This window comes from Blastococcus carthaginiensis, assembly GCF_030731085.1.
Taxonomy (GTDB): domain Bacteria; phylum Actinomycetota; class Actinomycetes; order Mycobacteriales; family Geodermatophilaceae; genus Blastococcus; species Blastococcus carthaginiensis.
The window spans coordinates 1-17424 of record NZ_JASNFN010000044.1 but is presented as its reverse complement, the minus strand read 5'-3'; the positions used below and the strand labels follow the sequence as shown (position 1 = coordinate 17424).

Here is a 17424-nt window from a genome sequence, read left to right as displayed (position 1 = left end):
AGCTGCGGGTGCCCACCACACCGACCCAGCTGCCCGCGGTGCGGGCGATGGCCGGTGACCTGGCGATGCGGATGGACTACGACCTCGACGCGGTGGAGGACCTCCGCCTGGCGGTCGACGAGGCCTGCGCCACCCTGTCGACGATCGTCGAGGGCGATGCGCCGCTGACCGTCGTCTTCGAGACCACACGGGCCGGCCTGCACATCAGCGCGTGGGTGCCGACGGCGGACGGCACCGAGGTCCCCACCGACGGCTTCGGCTGGGCGGTGCTCGCCGCCCTGGTCGACTCCGTGGAGGGCCGCCGGTCCACCGAGCGCGAGATGCCGGGCGGCGACGGCGGCGACGTGCCGGTCGCCGTCATCTCCCTCGCCAAGTACCTGCCGGGGCAGCACCCGGCCGGGGTGGGCAGCGACGACAACCTCTCGGTGGCCCGGTGAGCAGGTCGGCCGCCGCCGACTCCGTCGAGGAGGAACCACTGGACGCCACCGACGGCACACCGGTCACCCCCCCGGCGGACGAGCCGGTCGACACCCCCGAGCAGCCCGCCGCGGAGGCCTCCCCGCAGCCCGTCCCGGAGGCCTCCCCGCAGCCCGTCCCGGAGGCCTCCCAGCAGCCCGTCCCGGAGGCCTCCCAGCAGCCCGCTCCGGACGCCTCCGGCGGGCCGTCCCCCGACGCCGGTGAGCCGGCCGCCGACGCCGGTGAGCCGGACACGCCGCCGCTGTCGGAGAACCGGCGGCGGGCCGAGCGCACCGCGCCGCTGTTCGCGGAGCTCGCCACGCTGGAGAAGGACGACCCCCGCCGGGAACGGCTCCGGGAGATCCTGGTCGAGGAGCACCTGCCGCTGGTGCGCCACTTCGCGCGCCGGTTCAGCAACCGCGGGGAGCCCTTCGACGACCTCCTGCAGGTCGGCACGCTCGGCCTCATCGCCGCCATCGACCGGTTCGACCCGACCCGGGGCGTGGAGTTCCTGTCCTTCGCCGTCCCGACGATCACCGGCGAGATCAAGCGGCACTTCCGGGACCAGGGCTGGTCGGTGCGGGTGCCGCGCCGGCTGCAGGAGCTGCACCTGTCGCTGAACGCGGCGGTGGGTGAGCTGGCGCAGAAGAACGGCCGTGCGCCGACGCCGTCGGAGCTCGCCGAGCACCTGGGCATCCCGCGGGCCGAGGTGCTGGAGGGCCTGGCGGTGGCCAACGCCTACCGGAGCAGCTCGCTGGACGAGCGGCTCTCGGGCGAGGACGACTCCCCCACCCTGGCGGCGACGCTGGGCGAGGAGGACGCCGCGCTGGAGGGCGTGGAGTACCGCGAGTCGCTGCAGCCGCTGCTGGCCACCATCCCGGCCCGCGAGCGCCGCATCCTCATCCTGCGGTTCTTCGGCAACATGACGCAGTCGCAGATCGCCGCCGACATCGGCATCTCGCAGATGCACGTCTCCCGGCTGCTCAGCCAGACGCTGGCCAAGCTCCGCGAGGGCCTGCTCAAGGACTGACCCCCCGGGCCGGTGAACGGCGATGGCCCAGAACTCCACGAGTTCTGGGCCATCGGCGTTCAGCGGTCGTTACTGCGCGGGCAGCTGCGGCGGGCCGTCCGGGGCGTCCGGGTCGTCGCTGCCGACCCGGTTGCGCGGATCGGCGGCCGGGCCGCTGTCCCGCACATCCTGGGTGACCTGGGCCAGCGGCGGCGGGGTCGGCACCGCGGGCGCGGTGTCGGCGATGCTCGAGAGCTCGATCTTCGCCTCCGGCTGGTCGGCCGCCCGCGGGAGCTGCGACTCGAACCAGGTGCTGGTGTCGAGCCCGCCGTCCTTCGGGCCGCTGCCGCCGTCACCGCCACCGGACGAGGGCACGTCCATCCAGGACTTCCCCTCCGCGGCGCCGCCCAGGTTCGCCAGCCCGTCCAGCGCCTTGCTGAACTCGCTGGGCACGATCCACATCTTGTTGGCGTCGCCCTGCGCGATCTGCGGCAGCGTCTGCAGGTACTGGTAGGCCAGCAGGCCCTGGTCGGGCTTGCCGTCGTGGATGGCCTGGAAGACGGTCTCGATCGACTTCGCCTGGCCCTGCGCCTGCAGGTACAGCGCGGCGCGCTCGCCCTCGGCGCGGAGGATGCGGCTCTGCCGCTCGGCCTCCGCCTCCAGGATCGCGGCCTGCTTCTTGCCCTCGGCCGAGAGGATGGCCGCGGCCTTCTCGCCCTCGGCGGTGGTGATCGCCGACTGCCGGGCGCCCTCTGCGGTCAGGATGATGGCGCGCTTGTCCCGGTCGGCACGCATCTGCTTCTCCATCGAGTCCTGGATGGAGGGCGGCGGGTCGATCGCCTTGATCTCCACGCGCGCCACGCGCAGACCCCAGGGGCCGGTCGTGCCGTCGAGCACCGAGCGCAGCTGGCTGTTGATGCCGTCGCGCCCGGTGAGGGCGCCCTCGAGGTTCAGGCCACCGACCACGTTCCGCAGCGTCGTCGTGGTGAGCTGCTCCATGCCGGTGATGTAGTTCGCGATGCCGTACACGGCCAGCCGGGGGTCGGTGACCTGGAAGTAGACGACGGTGTCGATGCCGACCTGGAGGTTGTCGGCGGTGATGACCGGCTGGGGCGGGAACGAGATGACCTGCTCGCGCAGGTCGATCGTCGCGCGCACGCGGTCGACGAACGGCACGAGGACCGAGAGGCCGGGCGACAAGGTGCGGCTGTACCGGCCCAGTCGCTCGACGACCTTGGCCTGGGCCTGGGGGACGATCGTCACGCTCTTCGCGATCACGATGATCACGAGCACGGCGACGACGATCAGTGCGATGAGCGCCGCATCCACGGCTGGCTCCCTTCGTCGGGGGTCACCGTCGATCCTGCCCTGCCGGGTCCTCCCGGGTCAGCACCCTGGGGACAGACTTCACTCCAGGGCGTCGCCCACGACCGCCGTCGCGCCGTCGACCTGCAGGATGCGCACGGTCTCGCCGACGGCGAAGGACTCCGCGCTGTGCTGGCTGCGAGCGCTCCACTCGTCGGCGCCCAGCCGGATCCGCCCGCCCGTGCGGTCGACCTGCGCGGTGACCTGCGCCGTCCGGCCGATGAGCGTGTCGACGCCGTCGAGCTGCAGCGGTGTGCGGTCGGTCAGCTGCTTCTTCGCGATCGGGCGCACCGCCACCAGCAGCACCCCCGAGACGATGATGAAGATGGCCAGCTGCAGCCACAGCGCCCCGCCGAGGAGGGCGACCGCCATCCCGCCGAGGGCCCCGCCGGCCAGCATGAGGAGCACCAGGTCGAGCGTGAGCATCTCCCCGACGGCCAGCGCCCCCGCACCGATCAACCACAGCAACCACGCCATGCCACGAGTCTGGCAGAGCCGCGGGCCCGGGACGCCCGCCTGTGGAGCGGCCGCGCCGTCGTAGCCTCGACCGGTGCACGACTTCCCCGCCGGCCGGCTCGCGGTCTGGGCGACCGCCTGGCTCACCGGGCGCAGCTCGTACGACGAGACGCTGGAGGCGCTGACCGCCGAGCACGCCCACCTCGTCACCGGCATGCCCGGAGCCGTCGGGGCGACGCCGCTCGGCGAGGCGCTGACCGCGCTGCGCGTCCTGGGCGAGCAGCGGCTGCGGCTCGTGCTCCCGGTGCCCGGAGACGTGCGCGGGCTGCCGGCGGTGCCGGGCCTGGCCGCCGCGGCGCTGGAGGCGGGACAGGCGGCCGTCGGCGACCGGCTGGTGCTGGTGCCGCGCCCCGGCCCGGAGGTGGTCACCTGGACGGCGTTCCCCCTCGGCGCGGCGGCAGCCCCGCCACCGGTCGAGGGCACCCTGCGGGCGGCCTCCGGTGCGCTCGACCTCGCCGTCACCGACGCCGCCCGCACGCTGGCCGGCCTGGACCTGGCCCGCTGGCACCCCGAGGTGCCGGCGCTGCTGGCCGACCTGGCGCGCCCGAAGCCCGCACCGGGTCTCCCGTTCGACCACGACCCGCTGGCGCTCTCGGTGCTGGGGCGGGCGCAGCGGCTGGCGGCCGTGCTCGACCTCGCGGCCACCGACGCACCGGGTGCGGCGGTCAACCAGGCGCAGATCGCCGCCCGCGACTCCGCCCTCCGGCCGCTGTCGGACGCCGTGCGCGAGGCGATCACCGCCGCCTACAACGATGTCCCGAGGTAGCTACAACCACGTTTCCAGGTAGCCCAGGCGCGGGGACGTCGCCCCTGGGCGACTCGGGCCGAGTGGGGCCCGGAGGGTCCCGCGCAGGCGCGAAGCAGCGGCTCAGCCCGAGGGGGGACGGCCGTTGGTCGCGGTGTCGGCCGGAGGCCGACGGACGAAGCAGCACGAGGCGGGGCAGTTGGTGCCCAGCCGCGGTTCACCGCCGGCCCGCCTTTCCTCGAGCAGCTCGCGCAGCGCCGTCGCGAAGGCCGGGTGGGTGCCGGCGGTGGCGGCGCGGGCGAACACCAGCCCCAGCCGCTCGGCGGTCTCCCTGGCCTCGTTGTCGAGGTCCCAGATCACCTCGAGGTGGTCGCTGACGAAGCCGACCGGGAACAGCACGACCGCCTTCTCCCCCGCCTCGGCCAGCGCCTCCAGGTGGTCGTTGACGTCGGGCTCCAGCCACGGCACCGACGGCGGGCCGCTGCGGCTCTGCCACACCAGATCGAAGGGCCGGCCGGGGGCGGCGCGGTCGACGACCTGCTGCGCGGCGGCCTGCAACTCGGCCTCGTAGGCGTGGCCCTCCGGCCCGGCGACGGCGGCCATCGTGTCGGGGATGCTGTGCGCGGTCGCGACCAGGCGGGTCGAGTCGCGCACCTCGGCGGGGAGCGCGGCGAGCGCGGCGGCGAGGGCATCGGCGTTGGCCCGCACGAAGCCGTCGGCGTCGAAGTAGTGCGGCAGCTTCTCCGCGGTCGGCCCGCCCGGTGCGGCGGCGTCGCCGGTCAGCGCGGCGCGAGCCCGGGCGACGTCCTCGTGGTACTGCCGGCACCCCGAGAACGATGCGTAGGCCGAGGTGGCCAGCACGTAGGCGTGCTGGATGCCGTCGTCGGCCATCTGCTGCCAGACGTCCTCGACGTAGGGCGCCCAGTTCCGGTTGCCCCAGTAGACCGGCAGGTCGATGCCGGCCGAGCGGAGCTCCGCCTCCAGCGCCGCGAGCAGGGCCTTGTTCTGGTCGTTGATCGGGCTGACGCCGCCGAAGTGGTGGTAGTGCTCGGCGACCTCCTCCAGCCGCTCGCGCGGGATGCCGCGGCCGCGCGTGACGTTCTCCAGGAACGGCATGACGTCGTCGTGGCCCTCGGGGCCGCCGAAGGAGAGCAGCAGCAGCGCCTCCCGCCGTCCGAGCGGGGCGGGCTCGGCCGACGGCGGGACGCCGCCGTTGTTGCGGACGGCCAGCGACGGGTCCTCGTCGGGACGCTGGCCGGCAGGGGTGATGTCGACGATGGCGCGGGGCACGTGGTTCTTTCCTCTTGCGGGGCGTCGACGGATGCAGTCACACGCCGACGGCGTGGAAGCCCCCGTCGACGTGGACGATCTCGCCGGTGGTGGCGGGGAACCAGTCGGAGAGCAGGGCGACGACGGCCTTGCCGGCGGGCTCGGTGTCGGTGACCGACCAGCCCAGCGGGGCACGCCCCTCCCAGGCCTCCTCGAACTGCTTGCTGCCCGGGATGGATTTCATCGCCATGCTGCGCAGCGGCCCGGCGGCGACGATGTTGGACCGCACGCCGTCGGGGCCGAGCTCGCGGGCGACGTAGCGGCTGACCGACTCCAGGGCCGCCTTGGCCGCGCCCATCCAGCCGTAGACCGGCCACGCGACGGAGGCGTCGAAGGTGAGGCCGACGACCGAGGACGGGTTCGCCAGCAGCGGCCGGCAGGCCTGGGTGAGCGAGGCGTAGGACCAGGAGGACACCTGGAACGCGGTGGCGGCGTGCTCCCAGGCGACCTCGGGGAAGCCCTCGCCCATCGCCTCCTGCGGTGCGAAGCCGATGGAGTGGACGACGCCGTCGAGGCGGTCGAAGCCCTGTTCGCGCAGCCGGTCGGCCAGCGTCGACAGGTGCTCGGTGCTGGTCACGTCGAGCTCGACCACCGCCGCCTCCTGCGGCAGCCGCTTGGCGATCCGCTGGCACAGCGAGAGCGCCCGGCCGAAGTTGGAGAGGACGACGGTGGCGCCCTGCTCCTGGGCGAGCCGGGCGGTGGCGTAGGCGATCGACGCCTCGGTGAGGACCCCGGTGATCAGGACCTTCTTGCCCTCGAGGATGCCGCTCATCAGTGCCCCATTCCCAGTCCGCCGTCGACCGGGACGACCGCCCCGGTGATGTAGCCCGCCGCGTCGCTCGCCAGGAAGCGCACGACGCCGGCGATCTCGTCGGCGTCGGCGTAGCGGCCCAGCGGCACCTGCCCGAGGATCTCCTTCTGCCGGGCCTCGGGCAGCTCCGCGGTCATGTCGGTGGTGACGAAGCCGGGGGCGACGACGTTGGCCGTGATGCCGCGGCTGCCGAGCTCGCGGGCGATCGAACGGGCCAGGCCCACCAGCCCGGCCTTCGACGCCGCGTAGTTCGTCTGCCCCGCCGAGCCCAGCAGCCCGACGACGGAGGAGACGAAGATTATCCGGCCCGAGCGGGCGCGCACCATCTTGGCGGCCGCGCGCTTGGACACCCGGTAAGCGGCGGTCAGGTTCGCGTCGACGACGTCGGTGAAGTCCTCCTCCTTCATGCGCATGAGCAGCCCGTCACGGGTGATGCCGGCGTTGCTCACCAGCACCTCGACCGGGCCCTGGTGCTCCTCGATCTCGGTGAAGGCGCGGTCGACGTCCTCGGTGCTGGTGACGTCGCACCGCACGCCGAACAGCCCGTCCGGTGCGCCGCTGCCGCGGTGGGTGACGGCGACCGAGTCGCCCTGCTCGGCGAAGGATCGGGCGATGGCGAGCCCGATCCCCCGGTTCCCGCCGGTCACGAGCACCGACCTGCCCACGTCCCACTCCCCTGCGCCGACGACCTCGTTCCCGTCGAACCTAGTGCCTGGTCGCAGGTCACACCGCCTACCGGCCGGTAGGGGGCTCGCGGGGCGGCCGCGCGGCGCCCGCCTCAGTCCTCGGCCGGGCGCGCCGCGCGGTAGGCGCCGCCGCCCTGCGGCGCCCCGGCCGGGCGGTGAGCCCGGGCCCGCTCCGCGTTGTCCTCGTGCCGGGCGAAGACGACGGTGCCGAGCAGGAACAGGCCGGAGAGGATGAGGACGACGGCGGTGAACGCGTTGACGAACGGCAGGTCCACCCCGGCGAGCGTCACGGCCCCGAGCCCCACCAGGACGAGCGCCGAGAGAACGGCACCGGCCGCCCGCCAGGGGTTCCGGCCGACCTCCTCGACGCCCTCCTGGGCCTTCTCCTTGGCGTAGTCCAGGGGCTTCCTGGCCCACGGGAAGCGGGTGGCCAGCACCGCCAGCCCCGCCGCGACGAGGACGAACCCCGGCCCGGGCAGCACGAGCAGCGCGATACCGGAGAGGGTCAGCACGGCGCCGAGGACGGCGATGGCGGCGGTCTTCACCACCCGTCGGTGCCCCCGCACGACCGCGTCCATGCCCGTCACGGGCCGCGCGGTCAGGCTGCGCCCAGCTCGCGGGCGACGGCTCCGGCCGCCTCGGTCAGGTGGGCCACCCACTCCGGCAGCCGGTCGCGCGAGTACCGCACGGACGGCGCGGCCAGGGAGAGCGCCGCCTTCTCGACGCCGCCCGCGGCCGGCACGGCGACCCCGACCGCGGTCAGCCCCGCCTCGGTGGCCTGGTCGTTGAGGGCGAAGCCGCGCCGCCGCACCGTGCGCAGCTCGCGCTCCAGCCGGGCGCCGTCGGCCTCGTCCAGGGCGGCCAGGACGGCGGCGCGCCCGGCGTCGTCCATCGCCGCGAGCAGGGCCTTGCCGCCCGAGGCGAGGTGGGCCGGCAGCGTCCGGCCGGTGCGGTCGCCGACGCGCAGCACCTGCCGGCTCTCCACCGTCGCGACGAACCGGACGTCGGCACCGGCCAGCAGCACGACGTTGGCCGTCTCCCCCACCGCGTCGACCAGCCGCCGCAGGTGCGGCACGGCCACCTCCCGCAGCGTGGTGACCGACGCCTGGGGCACCGCGCCCGGGCGCAGCACCGGCCCGGGGGCGTACCGGCGGTCGGGCAGCTGCTCGGCGAAGTCGCGGTAGACGAGCATCCCCAGCAGGCGGTGGGCGGTGGACACCGAGACGCCCAGCCGGTCGGCGACGTCGGTCACCCGCATCGCACCTTCCTGCTGGAGCAGCGTCGCCAGCAGCAGCGCCGAGTCGACCGAGCCGATGGCGTACGCCGGCTTGTTCCTCACAGCAGAAAAGCCTATCCCCTCATGCGGAACCTGCGGGACCGTCTGACCGGGCCGCCGGCCGCGGCCGAACACGACGAGGGAGTCGAGCAGTGCAGTTCTACCTGGACGGTTACCGGCCCGGCGATCCGCTGGTCGAGGAGCCGCACCCGTCGGTCGCGGACCGGCCGGAGGGCCTCCCCGACGAGGCGGACGTCGTCATCGTCGGCACCGGGCCGGCCGGCCTGGTCCTCGCCGCCCAGCTGGCCGCCTTCCCCGAGATCCGCACCGTCGTCGTCGACCGGCGGGACGGGCCGCTGCTGGTCGGCCAGGCCGACGGGGTGGCCTGCCGCACCGTCGAGATGTTCGAGGCCTTCGGCCTGGCCGACCAGCTCGTCGCCGAGGCCTACTGGGTCAACGAGGTCGCCTTCTGGCGGCCCGACCCGGCCGACCGCACCCGCATCACGCGGACCGGGCGGGTGCAGGACGTCGAGGACGGCCTCTCGGAGTTCCCGCACGTCATCGTCAACCAGGCCCGGATGCAGGCCTGGCTCCGCGAGCACATGGCCCGGTCCGCCGGCCGGCTGGCCCCGCGCTACGGGTTGCACGCCACCGACGTCGCCGTGGATCCCACCGGCGGCTCCGACCACCCGGTCACCCTCACCCTGCAGCACCTCCGGGGCGGCGAGGCGACCGGCGAGGTCTCGACGATCCGGGCCCGCTACGTCGTCGGCTGCGACGGCGCGCGCAGCAGCATCCGGACGGCGATCGGCCGCGAGCTGGTCGGCGACCCGATGAACTCGTCCTGGGGCGTCATGGACGTCCTGGCGGTCACCGACTTCCCCGACATCCGGCTGAAGGCCGCCATCCACTCGGCCAACCAGGGCAACCTGCTGATCATCCCCCGCGAGGGCGGCTACCTGGTACGGCTCTACATCGAGCTCGACGCCGTCGCCGACCGCGAGCTGCACGACCGGCGCGCCGTCACGCCCGAGAAGCTGGCCGCCGTGGCCAACCGGATCCTGCACCCGTACTCGATCGACGTGAAGGACGTCGGCTGGTGGTCGGTCTACGACATCGGCCAGCGGCTGTGCGACCGGTTCGACGACGTGCCCGCCGACGAGATCGCCACCCGGCTGCCGCACGTGTTCATCGCCGGCGACGCCTGCCACACGCACAGCGCCAAGGCAGGCCAGGGCATGAACGTCTCGATGGCCGACGCGTGGAACCTCGGCTGGAAGCTGGCCGCGGTGCTGCGGGGCACCGCCCGGCCGGAACTGCTGCACACCTACTCGGCGGAGCGGCAGGCGGTCGCCCGGGAGCTCATCGACTTCGACCGCGAGTTCGCCCGGATGTTCAGCGCACCGCCGACGGAGGAGGGCGGGGACGGCGAGGGTGTGGACCCGGTGGAGTTCCAGCGCTACTTCGTCCAGCAGGGCCGGTTCACCGCCGGCGTCGCCACGCGCTACGCGCCGTCGATGATCACCGGGGGCACCGAGCACCAGCCGCTCGCCGAGGGCTACCCGGTCGGGATGCGGTTCCACTCCGCCCCGGTGATCAGGGTCGCCGATGCCAAGCCCGTGCAGCTGGGGCACGTCGCACGGGCCGACGGCGCCTGGCGGCTGTACGTCTTCGCCGACGCCGCGGACCCGACGTCGCCCGGGTCGCGGGCCCGCGCGCTGCTGGAGCACCTCGGGTCGGCGGCGTCACCGGTGGCCCGGTACACGCCCGTGGGCGCCGACCCGGACGCCGTGCTCGACGTCCGCGGGATCTTCCAGCAGGGGCACCGGGACCTCGCCGTCGACCGGCTGCCACCGGTCCTGCTGCCGCGCAAGGGCCGGTTCGGGCTGGTCGACCACGAGAAGGCCTTCTCCCCCGATCCGGTCGCCGGGGACGTCTTCGCGATGCGGGGCATCGACCGGGAGCGGGGCTGCATGGTGCTGGTCCGGCCCGACCAGCACGTGGCGGCGGTGTTCCCCCTGGACGACCACGACGGGCTGGCCGGCTTCCTGTCCGGCGTGCTGGTCGACGCCCGGTAGCGGGCCCGAGGGCCGGCCCGTCCCGGTGCCCGGGCCCGGTGCGACGCCGGGAGGTCGGGGTCGGCGGCTCAGCGGGTGAGGGCGGCGTCCTCGGCCTCGATCGCGGCGTTCCACCCCGGCTTCGCCGCCTGCCAGCCGTCCTCGGTGGCACCGCGCCGCCAGTAGCCGGAGATCGAGGTGAACTCCGGGGCCAGGCCGCGCTCGGCCTTCAGGTACCGCCGCAGCTCGCGGACGGCGCCGGCCTCGCCGTGCACGAAGACGTGCCCGGTTCCGCCCGGGAGGGGCAGGCCGCGCACCGCCTCGACCAGCAGCTCCCCCGGCGCGGCGTCCCCGCGGTGCACCCAGAGGAGATCGACGCCGTCACGGAGCACGAGGTCGTCCTGCTCCTCCGCGGCGTCCGCGACCTCGACCACCACCCAGGCGGGCTCACCGCCGGGCAGCCGTTCGAGCGCGGCGGCGATGGCCGGCAGCGCGCTCTCGTCACCGGCGAGCAGGTGCCAGTCGGCCGCGGGGCTGGGGGTGTAGGCCCCGCCGGGACCCGTCAGCTGGATCCGGTCACCGGGTCGGGCGGCCGCCGCCCAGGGACCGGCGACCCCCTCGTCGCCGTGGTGGACGAAGTCGATGGTCAGCTCACCGGCGTCGGCGTCCCAGCGGCGCACGGTGTAGGTGCGGGTCACCGGCCACAGCTCCTGCGGCTGCTCGGCCCGGACCAGGTCGCCGTCGAAGGGCACCCCGTACGAGGCGCCGGACGGGACGAACTGGAGCTTCACGTAGTGGTCGGCGAACTCCCCGACGGGGAATCCGGTCAGGCCCTCACCGCCGAGCACCACGCGGACCATGTGCGGTGACACCCGGAAGGTGCGGACGACCTCGGCCACCCGCGGCACCCGCTTCCGGCGCGGCGGCCGCGTGCTCGTGCCCTGCTCGCTCATGCGGTTCCTCCCGATGGGGCCGGGACGGTCCCGGCCGGCGTCGTCGACCCGGCTCCGTCCAGCGGGCTTAGGGTCACCTTACTCATCGCTCGCGGTCGGTCGGTGCACCTCCCGATCGCCGACCGGGTGCCGACACGGAGCCCCGCCGCCGGCGCGCTCGCGGTGGATGCCCACTCGGGCCGCCGACGCCGTCCCAGCAGCCGCCGACGCCGTCCCAGCAGCCGCCGACGGGTCATCTCCCCCTGCACGGTGCGGACCTGCTCCGTCGGTTCCCTGGCGGTCACATCCCGGAGCGCCTCGCCGTACACGCCGACCTTCTCATTGACATCGTGTAAAGCCAAGTGACATGGTGCCCAGTGAAGGGGTGACCGCGAGCACACATGGCGGCGCCACCGGGCCCGAGAAGCAGTACGCCGACCGGCAGCTGCCGCGGGCCGACCACCGCACTGCCGACAGCGACGTCCGACTCCCCGAGGTGGCCCGTGTCCGTACCGACCTCTTCCGTCGACCTCTTCTCCGACGAGGTCCTGCTCGACCCCTACCCGGCCCTCGCCGAGCTCCGGGAGCTGAACGGGGTCGTGCACCTGCCCGCCAACGACGTCTACGCCCTCACCCGGTACGACGTCGTCCGCGACGCCCTGGGCGACTGGGAGACCTTCTCCTCGGCCTCCGGCATCGGCTTCAACCCGATGGTCAACGAAGCGCTGCAGGGCACCTCGCTCGCCTCCGACCCGCCGCAGCACACGGCCCTGCGGGCTGCGCTGACCGAGAACCTCTCGCCGCGCGCCCTGCGCGGCCTCAAGGGGCAGATCGACGCCAAGGCCGACGCGCTCGTCGCGGATCTCGTCGCGTCCGGTTCCTTCGACGCGATCGACTCGATCGCGCGCGCCTTCCCCCTGGAGGTCGTCGCCGACCTCATCGGGTTCACCGGCGAGGTCCGCAGCAAGATGCTCGTCTGGGGGAAGGCGGCCAACCAGGTGATCGGCCCGCTCAACCAGCGCACCGCCGAGAGCTTCCCGATCGCCGGTGAGCTCTACGCCTGGTGCTCGACCGTCACCAAGGGCGACCTGGCCGAGGGCTCGATCGGACGCGGCGTCTTCGAGGCCGAGGAGCGCGGCGCGATCCCGCCGGGCTCGGCCGGGCCGATCATCCACCAGTACCTGGCGGCCGGCGTGGAGAACACCGTCAGCGCGATCGGCAACATCATCGCCCTGTTCGCCGCGCACCCCGACCAGCTGGCGCTCGTCCGGGAGGACCCCTCGCTCGTCCCGGCCGCCTTCAACGAGGTGCTCCGCTTCTGGGCACCGATCAACGTCTGGGGCCGGCAGGCGACGCGGGACGTCGAGATCCAGGGCGTTCCCATCCCCGCGGGTGCCCGCGTGGCCGTCTGCCTGGGCGCCGGCAACCGCGACCCGCGGCACTACGAGAACCCCGACGAATTCCGGATCGAGCGCAACCCCGTCGACCACCTCTCGCTCGGGTACGGCATCCACGGCTGCGCCGGCCAGGGGCTGGCCCGGCTCGAGGCGCACGCCGTGATCGACGCGCTCGCACGCCGCGTCGAGCGACTCGTGGTCGGCGCCGAGGTGCGGGTCCCCCACAACGCCACCCGGAGCATCGACTCGCTCCCCGTGCTGGACGTGGTGCCGGCATGAGGATCGCCGCCGACCGCGACCGGTGCGAGGGCCACGGCCTCTGCGCCGACGTCGCCCCGGAGGTCTACGAGCTCGACGACGACGCGATCGTCGTCCTGCTGCACGAGACCGTCCCGCCGGAGCTCGAGCGCAAGGCCGAGGGCGGGGCCCGGGTCTGCCCCGTCGCCGCCCTGCGCGTGGAGGGCTGAAACATGCGGCCGAGTCCTGCCGGTGACATGCGGCCGAGCCCTGCCGGTCCCGTGCGCGACGTCGTCGTCGTCGGCGGCTCCATCGCGGCGCTGACCGCGGTGGAGACGCTGCGCCTGGAGGACTTCGACGGCCGGATCACGGTGCTCAGCGACGAGGACCTGCCGCCCTACACCCGGGTGCCGCTGTCCAAGGGCGTCCTCGCCGGGCGGGAGACCGCCGACGACGTCGTCCTCGCGCCGCTGTCCGACGAGGTCGACCTGCACCTGCGGACGCCGGCCACCGGGCTGGACACCGCCAACCGGACCGTCCTGACCCCGGCCGGACCGGTGCGCTACGACGGCCTGGTTCTCGCCTCCGGCGCCCGCGCCCGGCGGATCGGCACGGCCGACCAGGCCGAGCGCGTGCTGCGCAGCTACGACGACGGCCTGCGGCTGCGCGACCACCTGGACCGCGCCGCCTCGGTGCTCGTCGTCGGCGGCGGCTTCCTCGGCATGGAGATCGCCTCCACGGCCTGCACCCTGGGCAAGGAGGTGACGGTCGTCGACCTCGCACCCCCGCTCGACCGGCTGCTCGGGACGGCGGTCGGCGGCCACGTCCGCACCGTCGCGGCGCAGGCCGGCGTCCGGTTCGTGCTCACCCACGGCGGCGTCCGGCTGCTGGGCACGCCCTTCCCGACCGCGGTCGAGACCGCCGACGGGCAGCGGCTCGAGGCCGACCTCATCGTCTCCGCCGTCGGCGACGTGCCCAACGTCGAGTGGCTGGCCGGCTCCGGCCTGCCGGTCGCCGGCGGCGTGCTGGTCGACGAGCGCTGCCGGGTGGCCCCGGGCATCGTCGCCGCCGGTGACGTCGCGGTGTCCACGACCGGGGACGGCGCCCTGACCCGGATCCCGAGCTGGACCAACGCCGTGGAGCAGGCGCGCGCGGCGGCGAAGGCGCTGCTGCACGGGGACGACGCCCCGGTCTACCGGCCGTCCCGCTACTCGTGGACCGAGCAGTTCGGGCTCGACGTGAAGATGGTCGGCCCGGGTGATCCGCAGGGCGAGCCGACCGTCCTCGACGGCTCGCTCGGCACCGGGAGCGCCCTGCTCGCCTGGCCCGACGCAAACGCACCGCAGACCGTCGTCGCGGTCAACCACCCCACCCCGCCCGCGAAGCTCAAGCGCCTGCTGGCGCGAGCCACCACAGGAGTCGCCGCGTGAAGCACGTGAACACGGTCCTCGGCCCGGTGCCGGCCGACGACCTCGGCGTCGTCGCGGTCCACGAGGCGTTGCTCTCCGTCGTCCCCGGCGCGGAGCACGGCTACGACATCTCGATGGACCGCGCCGAGATCTTCGAGGTCCTGGCCGCCAAGCTCACCGCCTTCAAGGCGGCCGGCGGCGGGACCGTCGTCGACAGCACCGGCATGTTCCACGGCCGCGACGTGAAGTTGCTCGAGGCGCTGTCCCGGTCGACCGGCGTGCACGTCGTCGCCTCGACCGGCATGGGGCCGGAGGAGAACCTCGGCGGCTACTTCCTCACCCCGCAGACCAACCCGCCGACGCCGTGGCCGGCGGAGAAATTCGCCGACCTGTTCGGCCGCGAGGTCACCGAGGGCATGGTGGTCCCGCGGGTCGAGCGTCGCGGCGCCGCCGGCCTGGTCGCCACGACCGGCACCCGCGGCGGGCTGACGCCCACCGACGAGAGCCTGTTCCGCGGCGCGGCCCGGGCGGCGCTGGCCACCGGCGTGCCGGCCTCGATCCGCTACGGGGTGGACGCCGTCGCCGAACTGCAGCTGGTGCTGGACGAGGGGCTGCCGGCCGACCGCGTCGTCGTCGGCGACCTCGACCGGACCGAGGCGGTCGCCGCCGGCTGGCCCGCCGCCGTCGCCGAGCGCGGCGCCTTCGTCGCGATCGACCACGTCGGGCTGAACGACTCCGACGAGCACGTCCGCGACGCCGAGCGGGCCGACCTGGTCGCGGAGCTCGTCGCGGCCGGGCACGCGGGCCGCGTCCTGCTGTCGGGCAACTCCGTCGGCGTCGCCAAGGGCCACCCCGCCTACGAGCTGCCCTACGCGCACGTGCTCACCGCGTTCGCGCCGCTGCTCGCCTCGCGAGGCGTCACCGAAGCCGACATCCAGCGCATCTCGGTCGCCAACCCGCGCGACCTCCTCGCGGTGCGCTGAGCCCCGGATCCAGGAGAGGCAGAACATGTCCCGCGTCAACACCGTCCTGGGCCCGATCGCGGCCGAGGAGCTCGGCCTCGTCGCCGTGCACGAGCACATCGGCTACGGCATGCCCGGCTCGGAGCTCGACACCCAGTGGTGGAAGAGCCCCGAGCAGCGCTACGAGGAGACCGTTCCCAAGCTGCGGCAGTTCGCCGAGTACAGCCAGGAGTTCGGCGGCTGCACCTTCGTCGACGCCACCGGCATCTGCAACGGCCGCGACGTCGACTACTACAAGTCCCTGTCGGCCAAGACCGGCGTGCACATCGTCGCGGCCACCGGCTTCGTCGGCGGCGACACCGCGCTGCGCTTCTTCGCCGAGGCGCCGGTCGACTACCTGATGCGCCAGTTCGTCCACGAGATCACCGTCGGCATCGGCGACACCGGCAGCCTGGCCGGGATCATCAAGGTGGGCGTCAGCCGCGGCTTAAGGATGAAGGAGCTGGACCTCCGCATCTACCGTGCCGCCGCGCGCGCCGCCCTGCTCACCGGGGTGCCGATCTTCACCCACCTCGCGGTCGACGTGGAGCCGGCGCTGGCGGTCTTCGCCGAGGAGGGGCTGCCGCTGGACCGGGTGCTGTTCGGTCACGCCGACGACGGCGTCAGCCAGGGCAAGGTCAACGAGGCGGCGATCCTCGGCAGCGGAGGCCGCATCGGCTTCGACACCTTCGGCTACGACCTCGAGCTGCCCGACCCGCCGTTCTGGGGCCGGCACCGCCGCGAGCGGCTCGAGCACTTCCTCCGGCTGATCGGCGAGGGCCACCTCGACCAGGTGCTCGCCTCCGCCGACGCCAACTGCAGCCCGCTCGGCTGGCCCGGCGTCAAGGGCCACACCGTCAACTACATCTACGAGCAGCTCATCCCCGACCTCGAGGAAGAGGGCATCGACGACGCCACGATCCACCGGATCTTCGTCGAGAACCCCGCCGACTTCCTGACCCTCACGACGAACTGAGAGAGCTAGAGCCATGGACATCAGCAACCTGAAGATCGCCGTCGTGGGTGCGGGGTACGGCGGCGCCGCCGCGGCCAAGGGCCTGAGCCTGCACGGGGCCGACGTCACCGTGTACGAGCAGGCGACCGAGATTCACGAGGTCGGCGCCGGCATCGGCCTGCGCCCCTCGACGATGGCCCTGTTCCGCCGGTGGGGCGTCTTCGACGCGATCGCGGAGGTCAGCTCCCCCAGCGACTACTTCGAGATCCTCACCGCCACCGGGGACCCGATCGCGAAGGACTCGTGGCCGGGGATGGACGACTACGAGCTGAAGACACACACCCACCTCATCCACCGCGGCGACTTCATCGACGCGCTCACCGGCGTGCTGCCCGAGGGCATGATCCGCCTCGGTCACAAGCTGGAGTCGCTCGAGGACCGCGGGGCGACGACGGCGCTGCGCTTCGCCAACGGCGAGACGGTCGAGGCCGACCTGGTCATCGGCGCCGACGGCATCAAGTCCACGGTGCGCCAGCAACTGTTCGGCGACCACGAGCCGGTCTTCGCCGGCGAGCACGCCTACCGCGTGGTCATCCCCACGGATGCCTGCCACGGCATGGTCGTCGACGACAACCTGCGCATGTACATCGGCCGCGGCACCAAGGTCTACCTGCTGCCGCTGCGCCACCGCGACGGGCTGTCCTTCGACGTCACCGCCCTGGACGCCGACGGCACCTGGGCGCCGCAGGTGACCAAGGAGGACCTGCTGGCCAAGGTCGAGGGCTTCGACGAGCGGATCGTCGCGATCGCACGCGACCTGGACCTCTCGACGGTGAACGTGCGCGCGGTCTACGACATCGACCCGGTCGCCACCTGGCACACCGGTTCGGTGACCCTGCTGGGCGACTCCGCCCACGCGATGCTCCACCACCAGGGGCAGGGCGCGAACTCCGCGATCATGGACGCCGGCGCGCTGGTCGACGCGCTGCTCGCCGCCGACTCCGTGCCGGCCGCGCTGGCCGCCTTCCAGGCCGAGCGCAAGCCGGTCACCGATGAGCTGCAGGCCATCTCCCGGCACGGCTGGACCGACGACGAGCTCGACGACGTCTTCCCCGGCCAGAAGCCCGCCGCGCAGGCCGCCCGATGACCCTGCACCCCCAGGTCGCGGCGGCGCTGGCCTCGATGCCCGCGCCGCCGCCCGGCCCGCTCGACCCGGTCGCCATGCGTGCCGGGCGGCGGCGCG

The 17424-nt window shown here is 73.9% G+C and carries 18 protein-coding genes; 10 read left to right on the top strand and 8 right to left on the bottom strand.

The annotated features are described in order from the left end of the window. Positions 1 to 8: 8 nt before the first annotated feature. Together QOZ88_RS22090 and QOZ88_RS22085 are read left to right on the top strand one after the other, a co-directional pair. Positions 9 to 437, top strand: a complete 429-nt coding sequence (locus QOZ88_RS22090; protein WP_306001842.1) for an ATP-binding protein — start codon at positions 9 to 11, stop codon at positions 435 to 437. Continuing rightward, the gene (locus QOZ88_RS22085; protein WP_306001841.1) at positions 434 to 1486 is read left to right on the top strand and encodes an RNA polymerase sigma factor SigF; all 1053 of its coding nucleotides are present in this window, start codon (positions 434 to 436) and stop codon (positions 1484 to 1486) included. Before QOZ88_RS22090 ends, QOZ88_RS22085 begins: the two co-directional genes overlap by 4 nt. Positions 1487 to 1555: 69 nt before the next feature. Here the strand turns inward: QOZ88_RS22085 and QOZ88_RS22080 are convergent, their stop codons facing one another. Together QOZ88_RS22080 and QOZ88_RS22075 are read right to left on the bottom strand one after the other, a co-directional pair. Next, entirely contained in the window at positions 1556 to 2794 is a 1239-nt protein-coding gene (locus QOZ88_RS22080; protein WP_244524137.1) for an SPFH domain-containing protein, read from the bottom strand. A gap of 78 nt (positions 2795 to 2872) precedes the next feature. Continuing rightward, on the bottom strand, positions 2873 to 3307 hold the full coding sequence (locus QOZ88_RS22075; RefSeq protein WP_306001840.1) for an NfeD family protein: 435 nt from the start codon (positions 3305 to 3307) through the stop codon (positions 2873 to 2875). A gap of 73 nt (positions 3308 to 3380) precedes the next feature. On the opposite strand from QOZ88_RS22075, the gene QOZ88_RS22070 reads away from it, so the two are divergent. Beyond that, on the top strand, positions 3381 to 4112 hold the full coding sequence (locus QOZ88_RS22070; RefSeq protein WP_306001839.1) for a hypothetical protein: 732 nt from the start codon (positions 3381 to 3383) through the stop codon (positions 4110 to 4112). A 102-nt stretch (positions 4113 to 4214) separates the two neighbouring features. Here QOZ88_RS22070 and QOZ88_RS22065 read toward each other — a convergent pair whose 3' ends face one another. From QOZ88_RS22065 to QOZ88_RS22045, 5 genes are all read right to left on the bottom strand, one after another. After that, positions 4215 to 5381, bottom strand: coding sequence for a ferrochelatase (locus tag QOZ88_RS22065; RefSeq protein WP_306001838.1), 1167 nt, complete (start codon positions 5379 to 5381; stop codon positions 4215 to 4217). A gap of 37 nt (positions 5382 to 5418) precedes the next feature. After that, a complete protein-coding gene (gene fabI / locus QOZ88_RS22060) occupies positions 5419 to 6192 on the bottom strand; it encodes an enoyl-ACP reductase FabI (RefSeq protein WP_306001837.1) in 774 nt (257 codons plus the stop codon). Continuing rightward, positions 6192 to 6896, bottom strand: a complete 705-nt coding sequence (gene fabG, locus QOZ88_RS22055; RefSeq protein ID WP_306001836.1) for a 3-oxoacyl-[acyl-carrier-protein] reductase — start codon at positions 6894 to 6896, stop codon at positions 6192 to 6194. The genes fabI and fabG overlap by 1 nt, the downstream gene beginning before the upstream one ends. A gap of 113 nt (positions 6897 to 7009) precedes the next feature. Continuing rightward, a complete protein-coding gene (locus tag QOZ88_RS22050; protein WP_306001851.1) occupies positions 7010 to 7495 on the bottom strand; it encodes a PGPGW domain-containing protein in 486 nt (161 codons plus the stop codon). A 20-nt stretch (positions 7496 to 7515) separates the two neighbouring features. After that, on the bottom strand, positions 7516 to 8256 hold the full coding sequence (locus QOZ88_RS22045) for an IclR family transcriptional regulator (RefSeq protein WP_306001835.1): 741 nt from the start codon (positions 8254 to 8256) through the stop codon (positions 7516 to 7518). A gap of 89 nt (positions 8257 to 8345) precedes the next feature. Between QOZ88_RS22045 and QOZ88_RS22040 the strand changes: the two genes are divergently transcribed. Further along, positions 8346 to 10271, top strand: a complete 1926-nt coding sequence (locus QOZ88_RS22040) for an FAD-binding monooxygenase (RefSeq protein ID WP_306001834.1) — start codon at positions 8346 to 8348, stop codon at positions 10269 to 10271. 68 nt (positions 10272 to 10339) lie between these two features. On the opposite strand, the gene QOZ88_RS22035 is transcribed toward QOZ88_RS22040, so the two are convergent. Then, on the bottom strand, positions 10340 to 11203 hold the full coding sequence (locus QOZ88_RS22035) for a siderophore-interacting protein (RefSeq protein ID WP_306001833.1): 864 nt from the start codon (positions 11201 to 11203) through the stop codon (positions 10340 to 10342). Between the two features lie 482 nt (positions 11204 to 11685). Between QOZ88_RS22035 and QOZ88_RS22030 the strand changes: the two genes are divergently transcribed. From QOZ88_RS22030 to QOZ88_RS22005, 6 genes are read left to right on the top strand one after another with little or no spacing between them, the layout of a single operon-like run. Continuing rightward, entirely contained in the window at positions 11686 to 12858 is a 1173-nt protein-coding gene (locus tag QOZ88_RS22030) for a cytochrome P450 (protein WP_306001832.1), read from the top strand. Further along, positions 12855 to 13046 (top strand): ferredoxin, encoded by a 192-nt coding sequence (locus tag QOZ88_RS22025; RefSeq protein WP_306001831.1) that lies wholly within the window; start codon positions 12855 to 12857, stop codon positions 13044 to 13046. The genes QOZ88_RS22030 and QOZ88_RS22025 overlap by 4 nt, the downstream gene beginning before the upstream one ends. Before the next feature lie 3 nt (positions 13047 to 13049). After that, entirely contained in the window at positions 13050 to 14246 is a 1197-nt protein-coding gene (locus tag QOZ88_RS22020) for an NAD(P)/FAD-dependent oxidoreductase (protein WP_306001830.1), read from the top strand. Further along, positions 14243 to 15208, top strand: coding sequence for a phosphotriesterase family protein (locus tag QOZ88_RS22015; RefSeq protein WP_306001829.1), 966 nt, complete (start codon positions 14243 to 14245; stop codon positions 15206 to 15208). The genes QOZ88_RS22020 and QOZ88_RS22015 overlap by 4 nt, the downstream gene beginning before the upstream one ends. A gap of 25 nt (positions 15209 to 15233) precedes the next feature. Next, positions 15234 to 16202 (top strand): phosphotriesterase family protein, encoded by a 969-nt coding sequence (locus QOZ88_RS22010; protein WP_306001828.1) that lies wholly within the window; start codon positions 15234 to 15236, stop codon positions 16200 to 16202. Positions 16203 to 16215: 13 nt separating this feature from the next. Beyond that, positions 16216 to 17328, top strand: a complete 1113-nt coding sequence (locus tag QOZ88_RS22005; protein WP_306001827.1) for an FAD-dependent oxidoreductase — start codon at positions 16216 to 16218, stop codon at positions 17326 to 17328. Positions 17329 to 17424 lie beyond the last annotated feature (96 nt).

Bases quoted from the DNA above. Each gene is read 5' to 3' on its own strand.
- fabI (WP_306001837.1), bottom strand. From the start codon at position 6,192: ATGAGCGGCATCCTCGAGGGCAAGAAGGTCCTGATCACCGGGGTCCTC.
- QOZ88_RS22035 (WP_306001833.1), bottom strand. From the start codon at position 11,203: ATGAGCGAGCAGGGCACGAGCACGCGGCCGCCGCGCCGGAAGCGGGTG.
- QOZ88_RS22050 (WP_306001851.1), bottom strand. From the start codon at position 7,495: ATGGACGCGGTCGTGCGGGGGCACCGACGGGTGGTGAAGACCGCCGCC.
- QOZ88_RS22010 (WP_306001828.1), top strand. From the start codon at position 15,234: ATGTCCCGCGTCAACACCGTCCTGGGCCCGATCGCGGCCGAGGAGCTC.
- QOZ88_RS22020 (WP_306001830.1), top strand. From the start codon at position 13,050: ATGCGGCCGAGTCCTGCCGGTGACATGCGGCCGAGCCCTGCCGGTCCC.
- QOZ88_RS22025 (WP_306001831.1), top strand. From the start codon at position 12,855: ATGAGGATCGCCGCCGACCGCGACCGGTGCGAGGGCCACGGCCTCTGC.
- QOZ88_RS22005 (WP_306001827.1), top strand. From the start codon at position 16,216: ATGGACATCAGCAACCTGAAGATCGCCGTCGTGGGTGCGGGGTACGGC.
- QOZ88_RS22075 (WP_306001840.1), bottom strand. From the start codon at position 3,307: ATGGCGTGGTTGCTGTGGTTGATCGGTGCGGGGGCGCTGGCCGTCGGG.